Here is a 20,365-nt window from a genome sequence, read left to right as displayed (position 1 = left end):
CCAAAGCACCGCCCATGAACCGACTCCAGCACGAGACCAGCCCCTACCTCCTCCAGCACGCCCATAATCCCGTCGACTGGTACCCCTGGGGCGAAGAAGCCCTGGAGCGCGCCCGGCGGGAAGACAAACCCATCATTGTCAGTATCGGGTACTCCACCTGCCACTGGTGCCACGTAATGGAGCGGGAAAGCTTTGAGGTGGAAGCCACCGCGAAGGTGATGAACGAACACTTCGTCTGCATCAAAGTAGACCGGGAAGAGCGGCCCGACGTCGACCAGGTGTACATGGACGCCTGCCAAGCCATCAGCGGGGGAGGGGGGTGGCCCCTCAACGCCTTCCTGTTGCCCGACGCCCGGCCCTTCTTCGCCGGAACCTACTACCCGCCGGAACCGAAATACAACCGCCCGTCGTGGACCCAACTGCTCCGGCACATCGCGCAGACCTTCACCGACGACCGCGCCAGTCTGGAGGAACAGGCCCAGCGTCTGGTGGACAACATCAGCGGCGGCCGCGACCGCCTGCTCGGTATCGAAACAAAGCAGGAGGACGGCAGCCGGGCCATGATGGAACAACTGCGCGCGGCCTACGACGGGGCGCGCGGCGGATTCGGGGGCGCACCGAAATTCCCCATGAGCCAGGCCCTGGAGCTTCTGCTGGCCAACGGCCTGATGACCGGCAACAACCAGGACATCTACCACGCCGGCCACGGTATGCGGGCCATGCTGGCCGGAGGAATTTACGATCAGATCGGCGGTGGATTCAGCCGCTACACCGTCGATGCCCACTGGCGGGTGCCGCACTTCGAGAAGATGCTGTACGACAATGCCCTGCTCCTGCGCCTGCTGGGCAAACTGCAGATGGTCACGCCCGATCCCCGCTACGTGCAAGCCATCGAGGAGACCACCGACTGGCTCGAAGCGGAGATGGCCCTGCCCGAGGGCGGCTACCGCGCGGCCCTCGACGCCGACAGCGAAGGCGTGGAAGGCAAGTATTACACCTGGCGCTACGAGGAACTGGAAGCGCTGCTGCCCCCCGAGGACGTGGAGCTGGTGGCCGACTTCTACGGCATCACCCGAGCGGGCAACTGGGAAGAGGAGCATACCAACATTCCGTACCGCCCCGGGCCGCTGCCGTCGGTGACCGGGCTTAGTCCGGACGTAGCCGTAGCCAAAATCGCCGCGGCGCGCCGCCAACTCGCCGAGGCCCGTCGCCTGCGCATCCCGCCCGGGGCCGACGACAAGCTGCTGCTCCAGTGGAACGCCCTGTTGGTTTCCGGGTGGACGTGGTGTTTCCGCGCCACCGGTGAGGACCGCTACCTGACCCTGGCCCGCGAGCTCTACGAGAGCCTGCGCCGGCAGCTGCAACACGAAGGCCGCTGGTACCGCAACCGCACCCGCGGGCGGCTGGGCGCGCCGGCCTTCCTCGACGACTACGCCGCCCTGGCCGCCGCCGCCCTGGACCTTAGCGAGGTAACTTTCGACCTGGACTACGCCCTGACCGACGCGCGAGAACTGGTCGATCACGTGCTGGAAACCTTCTCCGACGAATCGGACACCATGTTCTACCTGCGCCCGCCCCAAGACAGCGAATTGCCCGTGGCGACCCAGGATTTCTACGACAACGCCCTGCCGAGCGGCAACTCACAGATGGCGCACAACCTGTACCGCCTGGGCCGGCTCACCGAAGTGGAGCGCTACACCGCGCGGGCCGAGAAGATGCTGACGGCGATCGGCGGCGCGGTCAGTCGGTATCCCAGCAGTTTCGCGGGGTGGGGGCTCACCGCTCTGCTGCTGCAGCAGCCCGGGCGCGAACTGGTGATCACCGGTCCGGGGGCGCGGGCTGCGGCACGACCGTTCTTGTCGGACTACCGACCCGGCTTGCTGATCGTGGCCGCCGAGGAAGACCGCCATGACCTTCCCTTGTTGCGCAATCGTTACCTTTCGGACCTACGCTTCTTCGTCTGTGAAAACCGCAGCTGCCGTCTGCCCGTTGATACTGCCGAGGCCGCGCGCCACCAATTGAACTGACCGTCCATGATCCGCAAGCTGTTGCCCTTTGTGTTCCTTCTGCTGCTGGGCGGGCTGGCCCCCCGGTCGGTCGGGGCGCAGCAACTGGCGCAGTACAGCCTGTTCTGGCTCGACCCGGTGCAGTTCAATCCGGGCTATGCCGGTCTGGACAACAGCCTGAGCGTGACGGGCACCTACCGCACCCAGTGGGTCGGTCTGGACGGACAGCCCCGCGGCCAGCAGATCAGCGCCCACCTGCCAGTATACTTTCTCAGCAGCGGGTTTGGCGTGGAAGCCGAACGCGACCAGCTCGGGGCCCGCAGCCTGAACCGTTTCGGCGCTACGTGGAACTACCAGCTGGTCACTTCGACGGCCGTATGGTCGGTGGGCCTGTCGGGCCGCTACTACCAGATGAGTCTCGACGGTGCGGCCCTGCGTACGCCCGGCGGCGATTATTCCGAGCCCAATTTCGTGCGACACAACGACGACCTGCTCCCCGCGGGCAACGAAAGCGCCGGCACCTTTACACTGGCGGCCGGCCTCTACTACCAGGCCGAACGGCTCGAGGGCGGCGTGTCGGTGCGCAACCTGACCGAAAGCGCGCTGTCCTTTCCAGGACTGGACTACGTGCTGGGCCGGCAGTACCACGCCTACTTGCGCGGCCGCTTCGAGATGCTGCGGTCGTGGGAAGTGATGCCCATGCTCTTCGCCGTCAGCGACGGGGTGCAGCACCAGCTCAGCGCAGGCGGCATCGCGCGTTACAACGAGAACATTTTCGCCGGGGCCGCCTACCGGGGTTACAATAATCAAACCACGGACGCCATTGTACTAATGGCCGGGATGAACCTCAGCGATAAATTATCTTTGGCCTACGCCTTCGACCTTACGCTGTCCGATCTGCAGACCGTGCAGAGCGGCAGCCACGAGATTACCCTGAAATACAACCTGCGCCAGCGGATCGGCGCCGGGGTACCGCCCCCGATCATTTTCAACCCCCGAACCAAACAATGAGGCGCTTTGTCGGCTTGACGCAATTAGATGAGGTCCTTTTGTTAAATGTATATTCCAGGTTGTCCTTTCGATACTAATCATGTTTTACCCTTCGTTCCCCCCCTACATACCTTTCCCCTCTAGCACGAGGAAAATTCCGGTTTTGCGCATGAAAAAGCACTTACAAACTATCCTGGCCGTAGCCATACTGGCCGTCACCCTTTCCAGCTGCGGCGGCGGTCGGGAAACCGGCGAACTGGTCGGCTCCCTCAATCGCCCCACCTGGAAGGGCGTCCAACCCTACGGCATGGTCTACGTCCCCTCGGGCTTCGTGCACGTCGGCAACAGCGACCAGGACATCACCGGAACCTTCATCCAGCGTCCGAAAGCCGTGACCATCAACGGCTTCTACATGGACGACACCGAGATCTCCAACAACGAATACCGGCAGTTCATCGACTGGGTGCGCGACTCGATCGCTCACGTGATCCTGGGCGACGTGGATGAGGACGGGAACATCGACTGGGAAATCCCCATCGACTACTCCGACGAAACCCTCGCCGAACTGTACCTGGAAGAAGCCTACGCCGGCCGCCGCCAGATCAACACCAACCTGTACGAGTACACCTACAGTGAGATAGACTGGACCGAAGCCTCGCTGGCCCGCCCCCGCGGCATCGACGGACAGGGCATCACCGACTACATCTCCGAGAAGACGGTCAACATCTATCCCGATACGCTCGTCTGGGTGCGCGACTTCGCCTACGCCTACAACGAGCCCATGGCCCGTGTTTACTTCAGTCACCCCGCCTACGACAACTACCCGGTAGTGGGCATCGACTGGCACATGGCCCGCGCTTTCAGCCACTGGCGCACCACCCTTTGGAACACCTACAATGAGGAAACCCTGATCGAGGAGTTCCGCCTGCCCACCGAATACGAGTTCGAGTACGCCGCCCGTGGTGGCAAGGAGCACGCTCCCTATCCCTGGGGTGGCCCCTACGCCCGCAACAGCAAGGGCTGTTTGCTCGCCAACTTCAAGCCCGGACGCGGTAACTACGCCGACGACGGCGGTTCCTACACCGTCCCCGTCGACGCCTACTACCCCAACGACTACGGCCTCTACAACATGGCCGGTAACGTGGCCGAATGGACCATCACGGCCTTCCAGGAGAACGCCACCAGCTTCGTACACGACTTCAACCCCGACATCCGCTACAACGCCAAGGACGACGACCCGATCTCCTACAAGCGCAAGGTGATCCGCGGCGGCAGCTGGAAAGACATCAGCTTCTACCTGCAAAATGGCACCCGCACCTACGAATACCAGGACACGACCAAGTCCTACATCGGATTCCGCAACGTAATGTCCTTCACCGGCCGTTCGATCAACGACTTCTAACAACCCAACAGCGCATACCTTTGAACGGCCGCTCCGATACCCGGGGCGGCCGTTCTGTTTTACGCCCATGAACCCGACGCAACTGGCCACCCTCATCAAGACGACTGCCTACGAACTGGGCTTTGGATTCGTGGGAATCGCCCGGGCCGAGCGCATGGAACCCGAGGAACGCCGCCTGGAAGCGTGGCTGAACGCCGGCTACCACGGCACCATGCACTGGATGGAGAACCACTTTGACAAGCGGGTAGACCCTACCAAGCTGGTACCCGGCGCCCGGTCGGTGGTTTCCCTGCTCTACAATTACTTTCCCGCCGACGATACACCGAGCCGCGAAGCACCCAAGCTCGCCCGCTACGCCTACGGAGAAGACTACCACCGCGTGGTGCGGGCCAAACTGCGCGAATTGGTGGCCCGCCTGGAGGACACTCTGGGTGCGCCCATCGACGGACGGGTGTTCGTCGACAGCGCCCCGGTGCTGGAGCGCGACTGGGCCGCCCGCGCCGGAACGGGCTGGACGGGCAAGAACACCCTCCTGCTGAACCCCAGGGCCGGCAGCTACTTTTTTCTCGCTGAGCTCATCTCCGATCTGGCCCCCGCCACGGATGCCGGCATCCGCGACCACTGCGGCACCTGCACGCGCTGCATAGAAGCCTGTCCTACCGGGGCGATCAGCCCCAGCGGCTACGTGGTCGACGGCAGCAAATGCATCAGCTACCTAACCATCGAATTGCGCGAGGCCATCCCCGAAGAATTCGCCGGCCGCATGGAAGGCTGGGCCTTCGGCTGTGATATCTGCCAGGAAGTGTGTCCCTGGAATCGCTTCAGCGAACCGCACCGGGAACCCGCCTTCGAACCCCACCCCGACCTGCCCGGAATGGGCGAACGGGAGTGGAAGGAGATGACCGAGGAAGTGTTCCGGCGGGTCTTTCAGAAATCGGCGGTCAAGCGCACCAAATTCAGTGGGCTGCGCCGCAACATTGATTTCCTGGAAGCAAAACCGGAAGGCGACACGGAAGCGTAAGGTTACCTAGCGAACGGTCTCCCGCTCCTCGCTTTCCTCCGCCGGGGCGGGGCGCAGGGCGAACGGCAGCATGATGAACATACCGGCCATGATGGCCATATCCGCTACGTTGAAAATGCCCGTCTGCAATCCGAACGCCTTGAGGTGAAGCATGTCGACCACGTGGCCGTAGAGCAGCCGGTCGACGATGTTGCTGAGGCCACCCCCGACGATGAGCGCCAGGGCAATGACCTGCCAGCCGTTGAGGAACTTCTCCTTGAAGATGTAGTAGAGCAGGGCCACGAGCAGCAGGGCCGGGAACAGGTTGAGCAGCAGGGGCCGCCAGAAATCGTTGAGACCGGAGCCGATGCTTAGAAAGGCGCCCGTATTATGGACGTGGGTCAGGCGGAGCACATCGCCGAAGTAGAACTGATCGGGTTCCCCCTGGAGGTGCACGGTGGCGAGGTACTTGGTCCACTGGTCCAACCCAACGGTGACCCCTACCACAACGAGCACGACGATCAGCCGCGATTTAAAAGTTTTCATTCGGACAAAGTTAGCTCCTGAACGGCTAGCCGACTACCGGGCACCGAGTATCTCTTGCAGTTTTCGTTCCAGGTCGGCCCCTCGGAGGTTGCGCGCCACGATCTTGCCCTGGGGATCGAGCAGTACCGTCTGGGGAATGCTGGTGACGCCGTACAGCTGTGCCAGGTCGCTGCGCCATCCCTTCAGGTCGGAAACGTGGCGCCACGTCAGCTTGTCGGCCGCGATGGCCTGCAACCAGCGTTCGCGGCGGTCGTCGAGGCTGATGCCCAGGATCTCGAAACCGCGGTCCCGGAATTTCTCATACATCCGTACCACGTTGGGATTTTCGCGGCGGCAGGGGCCGCACCAGCTGGCCCAGAAATCCAGCAGGACGTAATTGCCGCGCAGGCTCTTCAGCTGCAGGGAATCGCCCTCCGGGGTAAGGCCCGTAAATTCGGGGGCGGTAGCGCCGATGAGGAAACTCCGCAGGGCGTCCGCCTGTCGTTGCAGGGTGGCCACGGGGGCCGGGAAGACGGTGGCGTACTCCGCCACGAGTTGGTCGGCGACGGCACCGGCCGCGGGGTGCTTTACGGGCAAGAGGGCCGCGAGGGCACCACTGCGCGCGAGAAAGCGGGCGCGGCTGCCGGTCGGCCAGCGGCCGGTCTGGGTAAGTACGGCCTCGGCCAGCTGGTTGCCGTCGAGGTTCTGCGTAAGGTTGCTGGCGAAGCTGCGGCCCGCCTCGTAGGTCCAGGCCAATTGCCCGTAGCCGGGATCGGTGAAGTCCACAAAGCGGAAGTAGGTATCGACGTAGTGCTCCAGCGGGTTGGCGTAGCGGCCGCTGTCGGCGGAGTAGTAGCTCAGGTAGGTGTTCAGACTGGCGATGCGGCCCAGGAGGGGGTGCTCCGCGGTCAGTCGGTGCACGAGGGCCTCCTTTTCCGCGTCCAGTTCGCGCATCATCTCCCGTCCTTCCTCGTTGACGCGCGCGTCGCGGATTACCTCGATGTCCTGCTGCAAGGTGGTGTAGCGTTCGTGGAAGGCGTCGAAAGTTTCTTTGAGGTCGAGGTAGGCGGTATTGATCGGGCTGCCGGCGATCTCCGCTTTGCGGAATTGGCCGCACTTTCCGGTGACCGTCAGGGTCTCCTCCGCGCCCACGATGACCGGTAGTACGTCGGCTCCCGAAGTGCCCAGGTAGAGGAAGCGCGGTTCCAGCAGTCGCAGGGTGGTGCGGTAAACGCCAGGCTCAATTTCCTCGAGGGTGGTTTCCGCTTCGAAGCCGGCACCCGTGAAGTCAAACAACTGTGGGGCCGCGGAGCACCCGTCGACGCGGGCCGTCAGGGTGCTCGTACGTTGCGCGCTTAGCAGGGCGGCGGCCAGGAGGCCGAATAGGGTCAGGGTCAAACGCATGCCGCAAATTTAGGGCTTACGGGTGGCACCACCCGTCCCGCCGGCGACGGGTGGAGGGTATTGCTCGAATAATACCGCCATTCCGCCGAAAAAGCCCCGCCCCGGCCTTTCCTTCGCCAACCCCGCGTGCGGCTCATCCGTTTACCTCGCATGGCAACTTACCGCTCTCCCTTCGATCGCTCGCCGGTCGGCACCGTGGCCAGCATCATTATCACGATCGTGGTGCTCTATTTCCTGTTCACCCTCGTGGGCTGGCTCATCGCCATGCTTTACCGGTTCTCGCCGCTCATCCTGATCGCCGCGCTGATCATCGATTACAAGGTGGTCCTGAACTACCTCAAGGGCATCAAGAAACTCTTCGACCGCAACCCGATCTACGGTCTACTCGCCGCCGGCGCCACCGTGGTGCTGTATCCCTTCGTGTTCCTGTACTTTCTGGGCATGGCCCTGTTCAAGAAAAAGGTCAAGGAAGCCCGCCGCGAGGCCGATATCCGCCGCAATGGCAAGTGGGTAGACTACGAGGAAGTGAACGAGGAACCCCTCGACATCGATACCCACTACGAGGAACTGCCGCCGCCGCCCACCCCGCGCCGCCGCGACGAGCCCGGCTACGACGAGTACTTCAAATAGGTGTTCGGCTGGCTCGCGGCCGGTCCGCCCCTGCTGTCCCTCCTCTACCTGCTCTGGCAACGCCGCAACCTCCGGTTCTGGCACCAGGCCCACCGCCCCGCAACCCGTCCGCTCCACCGCCCGCTGCCCACGCTTGCCGTGGTGGTACCTTTTCGCAACGAAGCCCCTCACCTCCCCGGCCTGGTGACCGATTTGCTGGCGCAGGACTATCCCGCCGACCGCTACGAGATCATCCTGGTAGACGACCATTCCGAGGATGGCGGGGCCGCGGGTGCCGTACCGACCAACACAAACATCCGGGTCCTCCGGCTCCGCGACCACCCCCCCGCACCGGATACCAGGGCCTATAAAAAGGCCGCGCTGCAACTGGGCATTGCGCACGCCCGGTCGGAGGTAATCGTAACCACCGACGCCGACTGCCGTTGCCCGCCGACTTGGCTTTCCACCCTCGCCGATGAATTCGTGGGGGGAGCCGACGTGGTGCTGGGGCCCGTCTTCGTGACGCCCGCCCGCAACTTCTGCGAGGGCTTTCAGGCACTCGACCTGGCCGCCTACCAACTTTTCACCGCGGCGACCGTGGCTGCCGGTACCCCCGCCCTGGCCAACGGAGCGAACTTTGCCTTCCGCCGTGCGGCCTTCACCGCCGTGAACGGCTACGCCGGGGTGGATCACCTGCCTTCGGGCGACGATGTGTTGCTCCTGCACAAATTTGTGGCCGACGGACGATTCACCGTCGCCGTCTCCGCGCAGGCAAGGGGCCTGGTGGATACACGCCCCGTAGGCGGCTGGCGCGCCCTCTGGGACCAGCGACTGCGGTGGGCGGGCAAGGCGGGCCACTACGGCAGCGAGGCCCTGAAGCAGGCACAGGTCCTGGCGTACCTCACTTCGCTGGGGGTGTTGTTGGGCCTTTTATTTGGCTTTTGGGACTGGCGGTTTGCACTCGGCGGACTGCTGGCCTGGGCCATTAAGGCCGGAATCGATCTTCGGCTGCTGCGGGCGGTATGCCGCCATTATGGTCATCCCGGACTGCTGCGGTGGTACGCTGCCGCGCAGCTGTTGTACCCGTTCTATCTGGTTGGTGTAGGTTCGGCCGCTCTGCTCGGCCTTCGCGCAGGGTGGAAAGGGCGGCCCCCTGCCTGAGCGAGAAGCTACAGCCTGGCGGCGGGGGCAATGCTCTGTTCGGCGAAGAGACCCCGTTCGTAGCGAAAGGTGGCCGTCACCCCGATCATGGCCGCATTGTCGGTGCAGTATTCGAGGCGCGGAACAAAGGTCTGCCAGCCCCGCTCGGCTCCCGTGGCCTCGAGTCGTTGCCGCAATTCCCGGTTGGCGGAGACGCCCCCGGCGAGGGCGACGCGCGACAGGCCGGTCTGTTCGCTGGCCGCGATGAGCTTGCGCAGCAGGGTACTGATGATGGCGTCCTGGATGGAGGCGCAGATGTCGTTGAGGTGGTGTCGGACGTAATCTTCTTCCTCCCGTGCTTTTCGCTGCAGGGTGTAAAGAATGCTCGTCTTGAGTCCGCTGAAACTGAAATCCAGACCGCCGGGATCGGGCTGCGCGAAATCCAGTTCCGGCGTGCCGAGGGCGGCGAGTTTGTCGATCTCAGGGCCGGCGGGGTAGGGGAGTCCGAGCAGCTTGCCCGACTTATCGAACGCCTCCCCGGCCGCGTCGTCGATCGTGCGGCCGATGATCTCTTGCTCGAGGGGGGAATGCACCACTACCAATTGGGTGTGGCCCCCGGAGACGGTCAGACAGAGGAATGGGAACTCCGGTTTTGGGTCTTCGGCAAAGTGGGCCAGCACGTGGGCCTGCATATGGTCTACTTCGATGAGGGGGATATTGCGCGCGAGGGCAAAGGCCTTGGCGAAGCTGACGCCTACCATAAGGGAACCGATGAGGCCCGGCCCCCACGTGAAGGCTACGGCATCTACGTCCGCGCCCGAAACCCCTGCGCGGCGGAGCGCTACCTCGACGGTGGGCACGATATTACGCTGGTGGGCCCGGCTGGCGTACTCGGGTACCACGCCGCCGTATTCAACGTGGACGCCCTGGCCGGCGGTGACGTTGCTGAGCACGACACCGTCGCGGACCACGGCGGCCGAGGTGTCGTCGCAGCTGGATTCGATGGCGAGGATGGTGGGCATGGGGCGCGAAGGTAGGGTGGTCGCGACAGAAAATGCGCCGCCCGCACACCAAAAGCACCGGCGGCCGCATCTTTGCGGCGTATATTTATCCCCGGCCGGTTCCACGGCTTAAGGGAAATGTTTTATACTTGCACAAACTAACAGCTCACGATGCGTAAAATATTTAGTCTGGCCTTTATGGTCCTCGCCTTCTTCCTCGGCTGGCTGCTCTACCGCAGTATCGAAGAACCCATCACCTTCGCCGATGAGCGGGCGGTCCGTCAGGATGCGGTTGCCGATAAGCTGAAGACGATTCGGACTACGCAGGAAATGTACCGTGACATCACCGGGGTGTTTGCCCCCAATTTCGATACCCTGAAGCAGGTGTTGCGCACCGGTCGGTTCATGGAAGTACGCATCATCGGCGACCCCGACGATCCGAATTTCGACCCCGCCACCGCCTACGATACGATTTATTCCCCGGCCATCGATAGCGTGGAATCCCTGGGCATCAACCTGGACGAACTCGACATCGTACCCTATACCGACAATGTCCGCTTCGATATCGCGGCCGATACCATCGACTACCAGTCGACGAAGGTACCCGTGGTGCAGGTTGGTATCCCCTACAAGGAATTTATGGGCCGCTTCGCCGATGCCCGCTTCAAGCGCTACGACCAGCGCTACGACCCCAACGCGCCGCTCAAGTTCGGTGACCTCAGCAAGCCCAGCTTGGCGGGGAATTGGGAGTAAGTAACTACGACATAGCCTCCGCGGCCTTCCGGCGCGACCGGACGCAGGATTACGAACTGTCCATCCTTACGGGGGTGGACAGTTTTGCGTATATCATCCGTGACCGCACGCAGAACCAGCTGCTGGCCTACCGCTCCTACAGCTTCGGCCGGGAGGAGCGACAGTCCTGGCCCGCCGCCCTGGAACGCATCATCGCCGCCGACGACCGGCTGCGCGAGACCCGCTACGGTAAAACCGTGCTGGCGTGGGATACGCCCGTCCTGACCCTGGTGCCGGAAGCCCTCTACACCCCGGGCAACCCGGCCGCCTATCTGGAGCAGCTCACCGTCGTCGGCCTCGACGATGAGGTGCGCCACGAGCATTTCCAGGAACTGGGCAGCGAACTCATCTACTCCGCCAAGCGCGACCACATCACGGCCGCGGAAGAGCAGCTGCACGCCCTGCGTACGCAGCATTACGCCGGGGCACTGCTCACGGCCTGGGGCCGGCGGTCGCGGCGCCTGGCGCACGAGTCCGTCTCCTGCTCGGTGCGCGAGAACCGCCTGTTCCTGGCCGGCCACCGCAACGGGAACCTCGAATATTTCAACACCTTCCGCTACGACAACTCGCAGGATGGCGTTTACTTCCTCCTGCTCGCCTACGACCAGTGCGGATTCGCGCCCGACCGGGTGCCGCTGTACCTGAGCGGCGACGTAACGGCCAGCGGTGAACTTTACAACCAGTTTTACCGCTACGTGGAGGACGTCCGGTTCAGTGTCTACCCGACACCGCCGGCCGCGCCGCCGGAACTTTCCGGACTGGCGCCCCACCTCTACTTCGACCTGCTGTGCCTGGGCTGATCCCGGCCGAAAACCTACTGCCATGCGTATCATTTCGGGGAAATTCAAGGGCCGCCGCTTCAATCCGCCCGCCGACAACTGGCCCACCCGCCCGACCACCGATTACGCCAAGGAAGGACTGTTCAACCTGCTCAATAACCGACTTTACTTCGAAGACCAGCGCGTGCTCGACCTCTTCGGTGGTACCGGCAGTCACGACTACGAGTGGATCAGCCGCGGCTGCTGCGACGTGACCTACGTCGACAAGCACCCGCCCGCGGTGGCCTTCGTCAAACAAACCGTCGCTACCCTCGGGGTCGAAGACTGTATTCAGATCCTGCGTATGGACGTTTTCCGCTTTCTGGAGCGCCCCGTAAGCCAGCCGTACACCTACATCTTTGCCGGTCCGCCGTACCCCCTGCCCAATATTCCTGAGCTTCCCGACCTGGTGTTCAAGGCCGGACTGCTCGCACCGGGCGGGCTGTTCGTGCTGGAGCACAATCCCCACCACGATTTTACCGAAGACGAGCGGTGCACGGAGGTGCGCAAGTATGGAAAGACGATCTTCAGTTTCTTCCAGACCGACACGGAGGGAGGGGCCGGGGAATAATGCGGCTTGCAGACTAAAGTCTGGGCTTACCAGTAGGTCATTTTTCCACCAGGCGGCGTTATAGGGCCAAATCTTCCGGCATGCGCTTTCTGCTGATCTGTTTCCTGTTGTCTTCCACCCTCGTTTCCGGCCAAACCCTTGAGCGCAGCTTCGGGCTGGAGCTTTCCCCGCATTACAATCACCGGCGGATCTCCGGCACCAACAACATCACCTTTAACCAGCTGAACCGTATGGACAGCCTGGAGACCGGCTCCGCTGGCTTCGTGGTAGGTTTGAGCTACGAAAGCCGGGTAGACCGTATCGGCTACACCACCGGCGTCCGCTACGCCCAGGTTGGCTACGCGTCGCTTGAACAGGAGGGTGCGGGGAGCGGAGGGGGCACCTTCTCGGACCGCGTCACGGGACATTACCTTACGCTGCCCTTCGAGATCAACTTCTACCAGGACGTGACGGAGAAAGACCGCGCTCTTTTTCTGCTCGGCGTGGCCGGGCAGTACCACCTGGCGACGCGGACCCGCCGCACCTCCTTTGCCGATGGGGGCGAAACCGGTTCGGAACTGCTGACCGACGACGCCAGCTACCGGCCGGTGGTACTTTCGCTTATCACGGGCATCGGATTCGATCGAAAATTGTCGACGGACTGGGCCATCCGCTTCCAGCCCACCTTTCAGTTTTTCCTGAACGGCAACCTGCGGCCGGACACCGACATCCTGGCCAACCGCAACTACTACCAGGTCGGACTACGGGTGGTGGTGCGGAGATTGTTTATCTGACGGGCGAACGCCGGATTTGAAAGTTGTGTTGGGCTAGGACGATCCTGTCTCACCTACTCCCTTTCCTCTATGGCCTTCTACGGACACGTTATCAAAGCCCTGATCCGCACCAAACACACCCTGCTGCCCCACGAGCCCGCGGACCCGGCCGCCGCCCAGGAAGAGCAACTGCGCCACCTGCTGGAAACGGCAAAGAACACCGCCTTCGGCAAGTATTACAACTTCTCGCGTATTCTGGAGGCCGACGACATCCGCGCCGCCTACCGCAAGGAGGTGCCGATCCACGACTACGATACGATCAACGAGGAGTGGTGGAAAAAGCAGCGCCACGACCCGGATATCACCTGGCCGGGCCGGCCGCGCTTCTTCGCCCTGAGCAGCGGCACCACCGGTAAAAAGAGCAAGCGTATCCCCGTCACCGACGAGATGCTCGAGTGTACCCAGCGGGTGGGCCGCGCCCAGGCCGAGTGCCTGGCAAATTTCGACTTCGACGCCGACCTGTTCGAGAAGGATATCCTGATGCTTACCAGCTCGGCCGACCTGCGTGAACGCGACGGGTACAAGGAGGGAGAGATCAGCGGCATCAACGTGAGCAACATGCCCGAATTCATGGAGGGCGTGTACAAGCCCGGACTGGAAATTGCCCAGATTGAGGACTGGGACGAGCGCGTGCAGCGCATCGCGGAGGAAGCCCCGAAGTGGGACGTCGGTGCCCTGGCCGGCATTCCCTCCTGGATGGTCATGATGCTGCGCCGGGTGATCGAGCACAACAAGCTGAAAAATATCCACGAGATCTGGCCCAACCTCTCCATCTACACTACCGGGGGGGTAGCTTTCGAGCCCTACCGCCAGACCTTCGAGAAGCTTCTGGACCACTCGATCACCATCATGGATACCTACCTGGCCAGCGAGGGGTTCTTCGCCTTCAACGCCCGGCCCGATACCATGGCGATGGAACTGGCCCTGGACCACGGCATGTACTTCGAGTTCGTGCCCCACGACAGCCGTGGATTCGACGAAGCGGGTACCATGCTGAAGAAGCCCCAGGTCTTCGATTACCGTCAGGTAGAGGAGGGGGTTGACTACGCCCTGATCGTTTCTACCCCCGCCGGCGCCTGGCGGTACATGATCGGGGATACGATCAAGTTTACCGACCTCAGCCGCATGGAGATGGTCATTTCCGGCCGCACGAAATACTTCCTGAACGTCGTCGGCAGTCAGCTCTCCGAGGAGAAACTGAACAAGGCCATCGCCGACCTGAACGAGAAGACCGGGGCGGCAATCAAGGAGTTTACCGTCGGTGCCCTGAAGCGGGAGGAAGACGGGGAGTACATCCACCAGTGGGTGCTCGGCCTCGAGAGCGGCGAACTCGACCCCCAGCGGGCGGAGCAAATCCTCGATGATCACCTGCAGGACGCCAACAAGAACTACAAGGTGGCCCGCCAGAAAGCGTTGAAGGGGCTGCGCGTGCGCGTCGAGCCGGCCGACCGCCTATATGCCTACCTGGAGCAGACCAAGAAGAAGGGCGGGCAGATCAAGTTCCCGAAGGTGATGCCGGAAGAGAAGCTGCGGGAGCTGCTGGCGTTTTTAGGTGGCTCATCCGGTAATTGAGTGGTCGGATGACTTCAATGGTCCGAGCACATAGCAATGGATCAGGTCAACTCATCAGCAGTGCCGTCCGCCCTCCAATGCTAAACATTAATGCCTGGGCTCCCTTATGAAGTAGCCGACGGCCAATTGGTCTTCCCTTGAGGGAATTCCATGTGGAGTGACCTTTCATTGCCAATTATCCGTCCAAACTCATGGCGAGTACGCAAGTGCCGCCTCACCATTAATGCTAAAAATCAAGCCACTATGAACGTATTATTCGTACTTACCTCTCACGACAAGCTGGGCGATACCGGCAAAAAGACCGGATTCTGGATCGAAGAATTTGCCGCTCCCTACTACACGCTGCTCGACAAGGGCGCGAACATCACCGTAGCCACCCCAAAGGGCGGAAAGGCTCCGATCGACCCAAGCAGCGACACCGAAGACACCCAGACCGAAGACACCAAGCGGTTCAAGCAAGACAAAGCCTCTCAAGCCGTAATCAACAACACCAAGAAACTGAGCGACGTCTCCGCCGAGGACTTTGACGCCGTCTTTTACCCCGGTGGTCACGGCCCGCTCTGGGATCTCGCCGAGGACAAAACCTCCATCGAGCTGATCGAAACCTTCAACGAACAGGAAAAACCGATCGCCTTCGTTTGTCACGCCCCTGCGGCACTTAAGAACGTCAAAGGCGCAAATGGAGAACCCCTCGTTAAAGGAAAGAAAGTCGCCGGTTTCACCAACAGTGAAGAAGAGGCGGTGCAGCTTACCGACGTCGTCCCCTTCCTCGTCGAGGATATGCTGAAGCGCAACGGTGGCAATTATACCAAGGCGGGGGACTGGAAAGTACACGTCGTCCAGGATGGCAACCTCATTACTGGCCAGAATCCGGCAAGTTCAAACAAGGTAGCCGAAATGCTTTACGCGGCAGTGAAATAGGGCCGCTGCCAGCTCCGGATCAAGTAGCCAGTATTCCGTAGGGATACCGGCTACTTTTACTTCTGGGGGTAGTGGGCTTGTCCGACTATTTGATCGTCGGACCACTTAAGTCGTCCGACCAGGCCCCTGCCACGCACCCCCACAACCCGTAAACAGGGTAGGCATCCCCGTAATCCGGGTAAGGTAGTGCCTTGCTCAACTCCCTAACTTGTGGCAGTATCGGGGCCATTCAAGACCCATCACCAGCCATTACCAAAATCAGAAACCATGAAATCAATATTTATCGCCCTGCTCTTTTTAACCCTCTCGTCTTTATCCTGGGCGCAGACCACGAGCACCGAGCAACACATCACCGAACTGTCCAAAACCAAGTGGGAATGGATGGCCGACAAGCGAGTAGATAGCCTGGCTACCCTCTTCGACGACCGGTCCAGGTTCGTCCACATGAGTGGCACCTGGGGCAAGGAGCGGGAGCTGGAAATCATCGAAAGCGGGAGCATCCACTACAAGCAGGCCGACGTGCACGACCTCGTGGTCGAGGTATTTGGCCACACTGCCATTGTGTGGAACCGCATCACCCTCACCGCCCATGTTAGGGGCAACGACGTTTCCACTGAGTTCACCGTAACGGAAGTATATCAGAAACAGGACGGCGAATGGAAACTGCTGGACCTGACGTTCAGCAGCGTCCGGGATACTCACGAACTGGAGCACTAGCCCTGGTTGGTCGGCGGACTTAAGTGGTCTGACCGCTGAGCAGCAGGACCAGCTCACATCAGCCCCAGGATCAGATACAATGAGGCCGCAATCCCCCCCGCCAGCCCCGCGTAGGGTAGCTGCGTCTTGACGTGGTCGATGTGGTCGGTGGCCGAAGCCAGGCTCGACAGAATGGTCGTATCCGAGATCGGGGAGCAGTGGTCGCCGAAAACGCCCCCGCCCAGCACCGCGGCAATGGCCATCAGTACGTTGGCGTCCATCTCCTGCGCCATCGGTACGGCGATGGGGATCATGATCGCGAAGGTGCCCCAGCTCGTCCCGGTGCTGAAGGCGATGAAGCAGGTGACCACAAAGACCAGAAAAGGGACCAGCCCCGGCGAGAGCCAACCACGCGCGAGTTCCGACACGTAGATGCCCGTCTCCAGTTTCTTGCAGAGCGCGCCGATGGCAAAGGCCAGCAGCATCAGCAAGGCCAGGGGGATGAGGCCGGCAATGCCCTTCAGGACGAGGTCCACCGACTCCCGGATGCCGAAGATGCCCTGGGCCTTGTAGATCGCCATGGAGACCAGAATGGAAATGGTCACCGAGGTGAGCACGGCCGTGGAACCACTGCCGCTGCCGATGGATTGGAACAGCATGGCACCCGCGCCCGCGCCCTCGCCTAAAAGCGTCCGCGCGTCCGCCCAGCCCGTATAGGCCAACATAAACGGCATGCACACGACCATGACCACGATGGGCACCACCATGTTGAAGGCTCGGTGTTCGATGCCCTCCTTGGCCTCCACGCTGGTGAGCGACTCGTCGACCACCGGCTGGGCGTTGTCGTTGAGCACCTTGCCGGCCCGCGCCCGCCGCTCGGCGTGTTTCATGGGGCCCCACTCGATGCCCGTAAGCACCACGATGGGCACCAGCGCCAGGGCCGCGAAGGCGTAGAAGTTGTAGGCCAGCGCCCGCAGCATGGTACCGAAGGGGTTGGCAAAGCCCTCGGCCGCCAGCAGGGTCATGATGAAGGCTCCCCAGCCGTTGAAGGGGATCAGGATGGAACTGGGCGCAGAGGAAGAATCGGCGATGTAGGCCAGCTTTTCCCGGCTCAGCCCCAGCTTGTCGAAGATCGGTCGGTAAAGGGTGCCCACCGTGAGCACGCTGATACTCGACTCCACGAAGACCAGCACGCCCGTGAACCAGGCCAGTAGTTGCACAACGATGCGGCTCGAGCCGTCCTTGCGATTCTCGTAGGCACGCAGCCGCCGGTCTATGCTCTCGATGAAGCCGTTCACGCCCCCGCTGCGCTGCATGAACACGATGAGGGCCCCCACCAGCGCGCAGAACATGATGGTGCGCGTATTGCCGGCGTCTGCGAAGACGTCGACCAGTCCCTGCAGGGTATCCAGGAAACCCAGCCACGGGTTGCCGCCGGCCAGGATTACGTAGCCCAGAAAGATGCCGACGATAAGGGATATGAAGACCTGCCGCGTCAAGATGGCCAGTACAATGGCGATGACGGGGGGCAGCAGGGTGAGAAATCCTAGGGTTTCGGACATGAGGCGGTATCTGGTAAGTGGACTGACCCGCAAGGTCGGGGCGGCGGCGCGCGGGTGCAATGCGTAGCAAACCTAAACATTCGCCCGTCAACCTGCGGTTAGTAGATAGACCAAATGCTAAACCCCGATGGCTACCACGATAAAGACGATCGACCACAATTTAATCAAGGCCTTCGCCAAGTCGCGCAACGGCACCCCGGCTATGGTCGACCAGGTCGCCGACGGGTACAGCAGCCAGCCCCTGCGCATCCACTTTGACGAGCACGACAATGAGGACACCTTTGACCTCAACCCCGTAAGCTGGGAAGTCTTCTTTGCCGAGATGCGAAACCGGGAACTCGCCCTGGCCTTCGAGGAAGACGGCGACGACCCCTATTACTACGAATTCGTGCCCGCAAACGGTTAATCGCATGGCAGTTGTACTCATCGGCGGCGGAAGCGGATTCGTGGGCATGCACCTTTCCCGGCGCCTGCGCCGCGACGGGCACGAGGTACGCCACCTCAGCCGCAGCCCCCGACCCGACGGACCCTTCGCCACCTACCTCTGGGACGTGGCGGCCGGCACCATCGACGAGGCGGCCTTCCGCGGGGTCGACTTCATAATCAACCTGGCCGGTGCCGGCATCGCCGACGCGCGGTGGACCGACGAACGCAAACGGCTCATCATCAGCAGCCGTACGGAATCCACCCGGCTGCTGGCGGCCACCCTTGCGCGTCTCGAACTTCGCCCAGCGCTTTACCTCTCCGCCAGCGCCGTAGGCTACTACGGCGACCGCGGTGATGAAATCCTTACGGAGACCGCGCGGCCGGGTACAGGCTTTCTCAGCGAATCCTGCGTAGCCTGGGAAGCATCCGTGGAGGACATCACCCGACTGGGCATACCCACCTTCATCAACCGCACGGGTATCGTACTGCACCCGGATGCGGGTGCCCTGCAGAAGATGCTGATCCCCCTGAACGTGTGGACCTCCACCTACTTCGGCGACGGCCGGCAATACTACAGCTGGATTCACATCGAAGACATCGTCGGCATCTATGCCTACGCCGTAGAGCACCGCCTGACGGGCATCTATAACGGATGCTCGCCCAATCCGGTCCGCAACCGCCACTTCGCCGAAGCGCTTGGCCCCGCCCTCCAAAAGAACGCCCTGGTACTGCCCGCCCCCGAAGCCGCCCTGAAGCTGGCCCTGGGAGAAATGCGGCATACCGTCCTGGACAGCGTCCGGTGCTCCGCCGCCAAGATCGAATCGGCCGGCTACCGCTTCGTCTACCCGGAATTAAGTCAGGCCCTCGAACAGTTGGTGGGGTGACCTTTACCTACGACGGCACCTTCCCCGGCCTGCTCTCGGCCATCTTCGAGGCTTTCCGGCTCCGGGCGGAAGAGGCGGATATTGTTGCGGAGGACCGTTACCAGGAACAACTCTTTTCTTCCCCCCTGCCGGTCGTTACCGACCGCGGGCACGCCGCCCGGGTAGCCAACGGCCTCAAAAAGAGGAGCGGCAACGACAAGATCGTCGAACTGCTGCACCACGCCTTCCTAACCGAGCAACCTGAGGTCGAGCGGTTGATCTATTACTTCGTCCAGCGACAGATGGCCGTCCACAGCCTCGACGTAACCAAAGACGCAGGCGACGACCGGATCCGCCAGCTGCTGAGGCTCAAGCAGCAAATGGGCCGCGAGGTCCACCGCATGCACGCCTTCGTGCGCTTTCAGCAGACGCCGGACGGACTTTACGCGGCGCTGGTCAATCCCGACTTCAACTGCCTGCCCCTGATCGGCGATCACTTCGCCGCGCGCTATCCGGCCATGGAGTGGCTGATCTACGATACACGCCGCCACTACGGACTGTACTGGGACAGTCAGGTGAAAAAGGCAGACTTCATCACGCTGGATGCCGAGCAGGACGGGAAACTGCGCAGCTTATCGGCGGACCAGCTTGCTGCGGCCGAGACCGACTACCAGCAACTGTGGCAGACCTACTTCCGCGCGGTCGACATCCCTGAGCGAAAGAACCTGAAGTTGCACCTGCAGCACGTACCGAAGCGCTACTGGAAGTACCTCACCGAAAAGATTTGATCAGGAAGCGGTCGCAACCGCTGTGCCCCGTATTCCCGAGCGGCCGGTCCAGAGGTGTAAAGCCGTTTCTGGCGTAGAGGACCGCCGCGGCGGTCATGCCGCGTACCGTCTCGAGGTACATCTGCGCGTAGCCGTCGGCCTGCGCCCCCCGCAAGCATTCCTCCAGCAGCATTCGCCCACCGCCCCGCCCCCGACTTTCCGGCAGGAGGTACATCTTCCGCAGCTCGCAAATTGTGCCGTCGGCGCCCGCCAAGGGAGCGTAACCTCCCACCCCGATGGGCCTGCCATCGTCGGTGAGAAGATAGTAGGCCGCGCCGGGAACGGAGTAGGCCGAGTACATATCTTCCAGTTCGGGATCGTTACTGGAAAAGCCTTCCCCGACGCAGTTGAATTCGGCCATTACCGTGCGCACGATGCGGGCCACGGTGGGGTTATCGGCCGGTGTAATGGGGGAGAGGCGCAGCATG

At 62.2% G+C, this 20,365-nt stretch carries 21 protein-coding genes; 16 read left to right on the top strand and 5 right to left on the bottom strand.

Features of this window, described 5'->3' with window-relative positions; genetic code table 11:
• Window positions 1-14: 14 nt before the first annotated feature.
• The 4 genes from E4021_RS07905 (at window position 15) to queG (ending at window position 5,419) form a co-directional block, all read left to right on the top strand.
• Window positions 15-2,027 carry a thioredoxin domain-containing protein gene (locus E4021_RS07905; RefSeq protein WP_168797516.1) on the top strand — a complete coding sequence of 671 codons (2,013 nt, stop codon included), beginning with the start codon at window positions 15-17 and terminating at the stop codon, window positions 2,025-2,027.
• A gap of 6 nt (window positions 2,028-2,033) precedes the next feature.
• Window positions 2,034-3,017, top strand: coding sequence for a PorP/SprF family type IX secretion system membrane protein (locus E4021_RS07900; protein WP_136458102.1), 984 nt, complete (start codon window positions 2,034-2,036; stop codon window positions 3,015-3,017).
• A 148-nt stretch (window positions 3,018-3,165) separates the two neighbouring features.
• Window positions 3,166-4,398 carry a T9SS ring complex lipoprotein PorK/GldK gene (porK, locus tag E4021_RS07895; RefSeq protein WP_136458100.1) on the top strand — a complete coding sequence of 411 codons (1,233 nt, stop codon included), beginning with the start codon at window positions 3,166-3,168 and terminating at the stop codon, window positions 4,396-4,398.
• A 67-nt stretch (window positions 4,399-4,465) separates the two neighbouring features.
• On the top strand, window positions 4,466-5,419 hold the full coding sequence (gene queG / locus E4021_RS07890; protein ID WP_136458098.1) for a tRNA epoxyqueuosine(34) reductase QueG: 954 nt from the start codon (window positions 4,466-4,468) through the stop codon (window positions 5,417-5,419).
• A 6-nt stretch (window positions 5,420-5,425) separates the two neighbouring features.
• On the opposite strand, the gene lspA is transcribed toward queG, so the two are convergent.
• Together lspA and E4021_RS07880 are read right to left on the bottom strand one after the other, a co-directional pair.
• A complete protein-coding gene (gene lspA / locus E4021_RS07885) occupies window positions 5,426-5,944 on the bottom strand; it encodes a signal peptidase II (protein ID WP_136458096.1) in 519 nt (172 codons plus the stop codon).
• Between the two features lie 33 nt (window positions 5,945-5,977).
• On the bottom strand, window positions 5,978-7,327 hold the full coding sequence (locus tag E4021_RS07880) for a TlpA family protein disulfide reductase (protein WP_211096991.1): 1,350 nt from the start codon (window positions 7,325-7,327) through the stop codon (window positions 5,978-5,980).
• A 150-nt stretch (window positions 7,328-7,477) separates the two neighbouring features.
• On the opposite strand from E4021_RS07880, the gene E4021_RS07875 reads away from it, so the two are divergent.
• Entirely contained in the window at window positions 7,478-7,957 is a 480-nt protein-coding gene (locus tag E4021_RS07875) for a hypothetical protein (RefSeq protein ID WP_136458094.1), read from the top strand.
• Window positions 7,958-9,097, top strand: coding sequence for a glycosyltransferase (locus tag E4021_RS07870; RefSeq protein WP_136458092.1), 1,140 nt, complete (start codon window positions 7,958-7,960; stop codon window positions 9,095-9,097). It abuts the gene before it with no gap.
• Window positions 9,098-9,105: 8 nt separating this feature from the next.
• Here the strand turns inward: E4021_RS07870 and tsaD are convergent, their stop codons facing one another.
• Window positions 9,106-10,098: a tRNA (adenosine(37)-N6)-threonylcarbamoyltransferase complex transferase subunit TsaD gene (tsaD, locus tag E4021_RS07865; protein WP_136458090.1), complete on the bottom strand. Its 993-nt coding sequence runs from the start codon at window positions 10,096-10,098 to the stop codon at window positions 9,106-9,108.
• 150 nt (window positions 10,099-10,248) lie between these two features.
• Between tsaD and E4021_RS07860 the strand changes: the two genes are divergently transcribed.
• The 7 genes from E4021_RS07860 to E4021_RS07830 all read left to right on the top strand — a co-directional run bounded on the left by E4021_RS07860 (window position 10,249) and on the right by E4021_RS07830 (window position 16,280).
• Window positions 10,249-10,830, top strand: coding sequence for a hypothetical protein (locus E4021_RS07860; RefSeq protein ID WP_136458088.1), 582 nt, complete (start codon window positions 10,249-10,251; stop codon window positions 10,828-10,830).
• Window positions 10,821-11,669, top strand: a complete 849-nt coding sequence (locus tag E4021_RS07855) for a DUF3822 family protein (RefSeq protein ID WP_136458086.1) — start codon at window positions 10,821-10,823, stop codon at window positions 11,667-11,669. Before E4021_RS07860 ends, E4021_RS07855 begins: the two co-directional genes overlap by 10 nt.
• Before the next feature lie 22 nt (window positions 11,670-11,691).
• Entirely contained in the window at window positions 11,692-12,258 is a 567-nt protein-coding gene (locus E4021_RS07850; RefSeq protein WP_136458084.1) for an RsmD family RNA methyltransferase, read from the top strand.
• An 80-nt stretch (window positions 12,259-12,338) separates the two neighbouring features.
• Complete coding sequence (locus E4021_RS07845) at window positions 12,339-13,031, top strand: porin family protein (protein ID WP_136458082.1); 693 nt, start codon at window positions 12,339-12,341, stop codon at window positions 13,029-13,031.
• 69 nt (window positions 13,032-13,100) lie between these two features.
• Window positions 13,101-14,642 carry a GH3 family domain-containing protein gene (locus E4021_RS07840; RefSeq protein WP_136458080.1) on the top strand — a complete coding sequence of 514 codons (1,542 nt, stop codon included), beginning with the start codon at window positions 13,101-13,103 and terminating at the stop codon, window positions 14,640-14,642.
• 243 nt (window positions 14,643-14,885) lie between these two features.
• A complete protein-coding gene (locus E4021_RS07835) occupies window positions 14,886-15,563 on the top strand; it encodes a type 1 glutamine amidotransferase domain-containing protein (RefSeq protein ID WP_136458078.1) in 678 nt (225 codons plus the stop codon).
• Between the two features lie 267 nt (window positions 15,564-15,830).
• Window positions 15,831-16,280 carry a nuclear transport factor 2 family protein gene (locus E4021_RS07830; protein ID WP_136458076.1) on the top strand — a complete coding sequence of 150 codons (450 nt, stop codon included), beginning with the start codon at window positions 15,831-15,833 and terminating at the stop codon, window positions 16,278-16,280.
• A gap of 53 nt (window positions 16,281-16,333) precedes the next feature.
• On the opposite strand, the gene E4021_RS07825 is transcribed toward E4021_RS07830, so the two are convergent.
• Window positions 16,334-17,821, bottom strand: coding sequence for a Na+/H+ antiporter NhaC family protein (locus tag E4021_RS07825; RefSeq protein WP_136458074.1), 1,488 nt, complete (start codon window positions 17,819-17,821; stop codon window positions 16,334-16,336).
• A 127-nt stretch (window positions 17,822-17,948) separates the two neighbouring features.
• On the opposite strand from E4021_RS07825, the gene E4021_RS07820 reads away from it, so the two are divergent.
• The 3 genes from E4021_RS07820 to E4021_RS07810 are packed head-to-tail and all read left to right on the top strand — an operon-like array spanning window position 17,949 to window position 19,898.
• Window positions 17,949-18,227, top strand: a complete 279-nt coding sequence (locus E4021_RS07820; protein ID WP_136458072.1) for a hypothetical protein — start codon at window positions 17,949-17,951, stop codon at window positions 18,225-18,227.
• 4 nt (window positions 18,228-18,231) lie between these two features.
• On the top strand, window positions 18,232-19,131 hold the full coding sequence (locus E4021_RS07815) for a TIGR01777 family oxidoreductase (RefSeq protein ID WP_136458070.1): 900 nt from the start codon (window positions 18,232-18,234) through the stop codon (window positions 19,129-19,131).
• Window positions 19,128-19,898, top strand: a complete 771-nt coding sequence (locus E4021_RS07810) for a TIGR03915 family putative DNA repair protein (RefSeq protein ID WP_136458068.1) — start codon at window positions 19,128-19,130, stop codon at window positions 19,896-19,898. Before E4021_RS07815 ends, E4021_RS07810 begins: the two co-directional genes overlap by 4 nt.
• Here E4021_RS07810 and E4021_RS07805 read toward each other — a convergent pair.
• On the bottom strand, window positions 19,882-20,364 hold the full coding sequence (locus E4021_RS07805) for a GNAT family N-acetyltransferase (protein ID WP_136458066.1): 483 nt from the start codon (window positions 20,362-20,364) through the stop codon (window positions 19,882-19,884). The genes E4021_RS07810 and E4021_RS07805 overlap by 17 nt on opposite strands.
• Window position 20,365: the final 1 nt, after the last annotated feature.

Origin of the sequence: Neolewinella litorea (assembly GCF_004803465.1) — a bacterium.
Lineage (GTDB): Bacteria > Bacteroidota > Bacteroidia > Chitinophagales > Saprospiraceae > Neolewinella > Neolewinella litorea.
The sequence above is the reverse complement of the archived record's forward strand: the minus strand, read 5'-3'. Positions and strand labels throughout refer to the sequence as shown.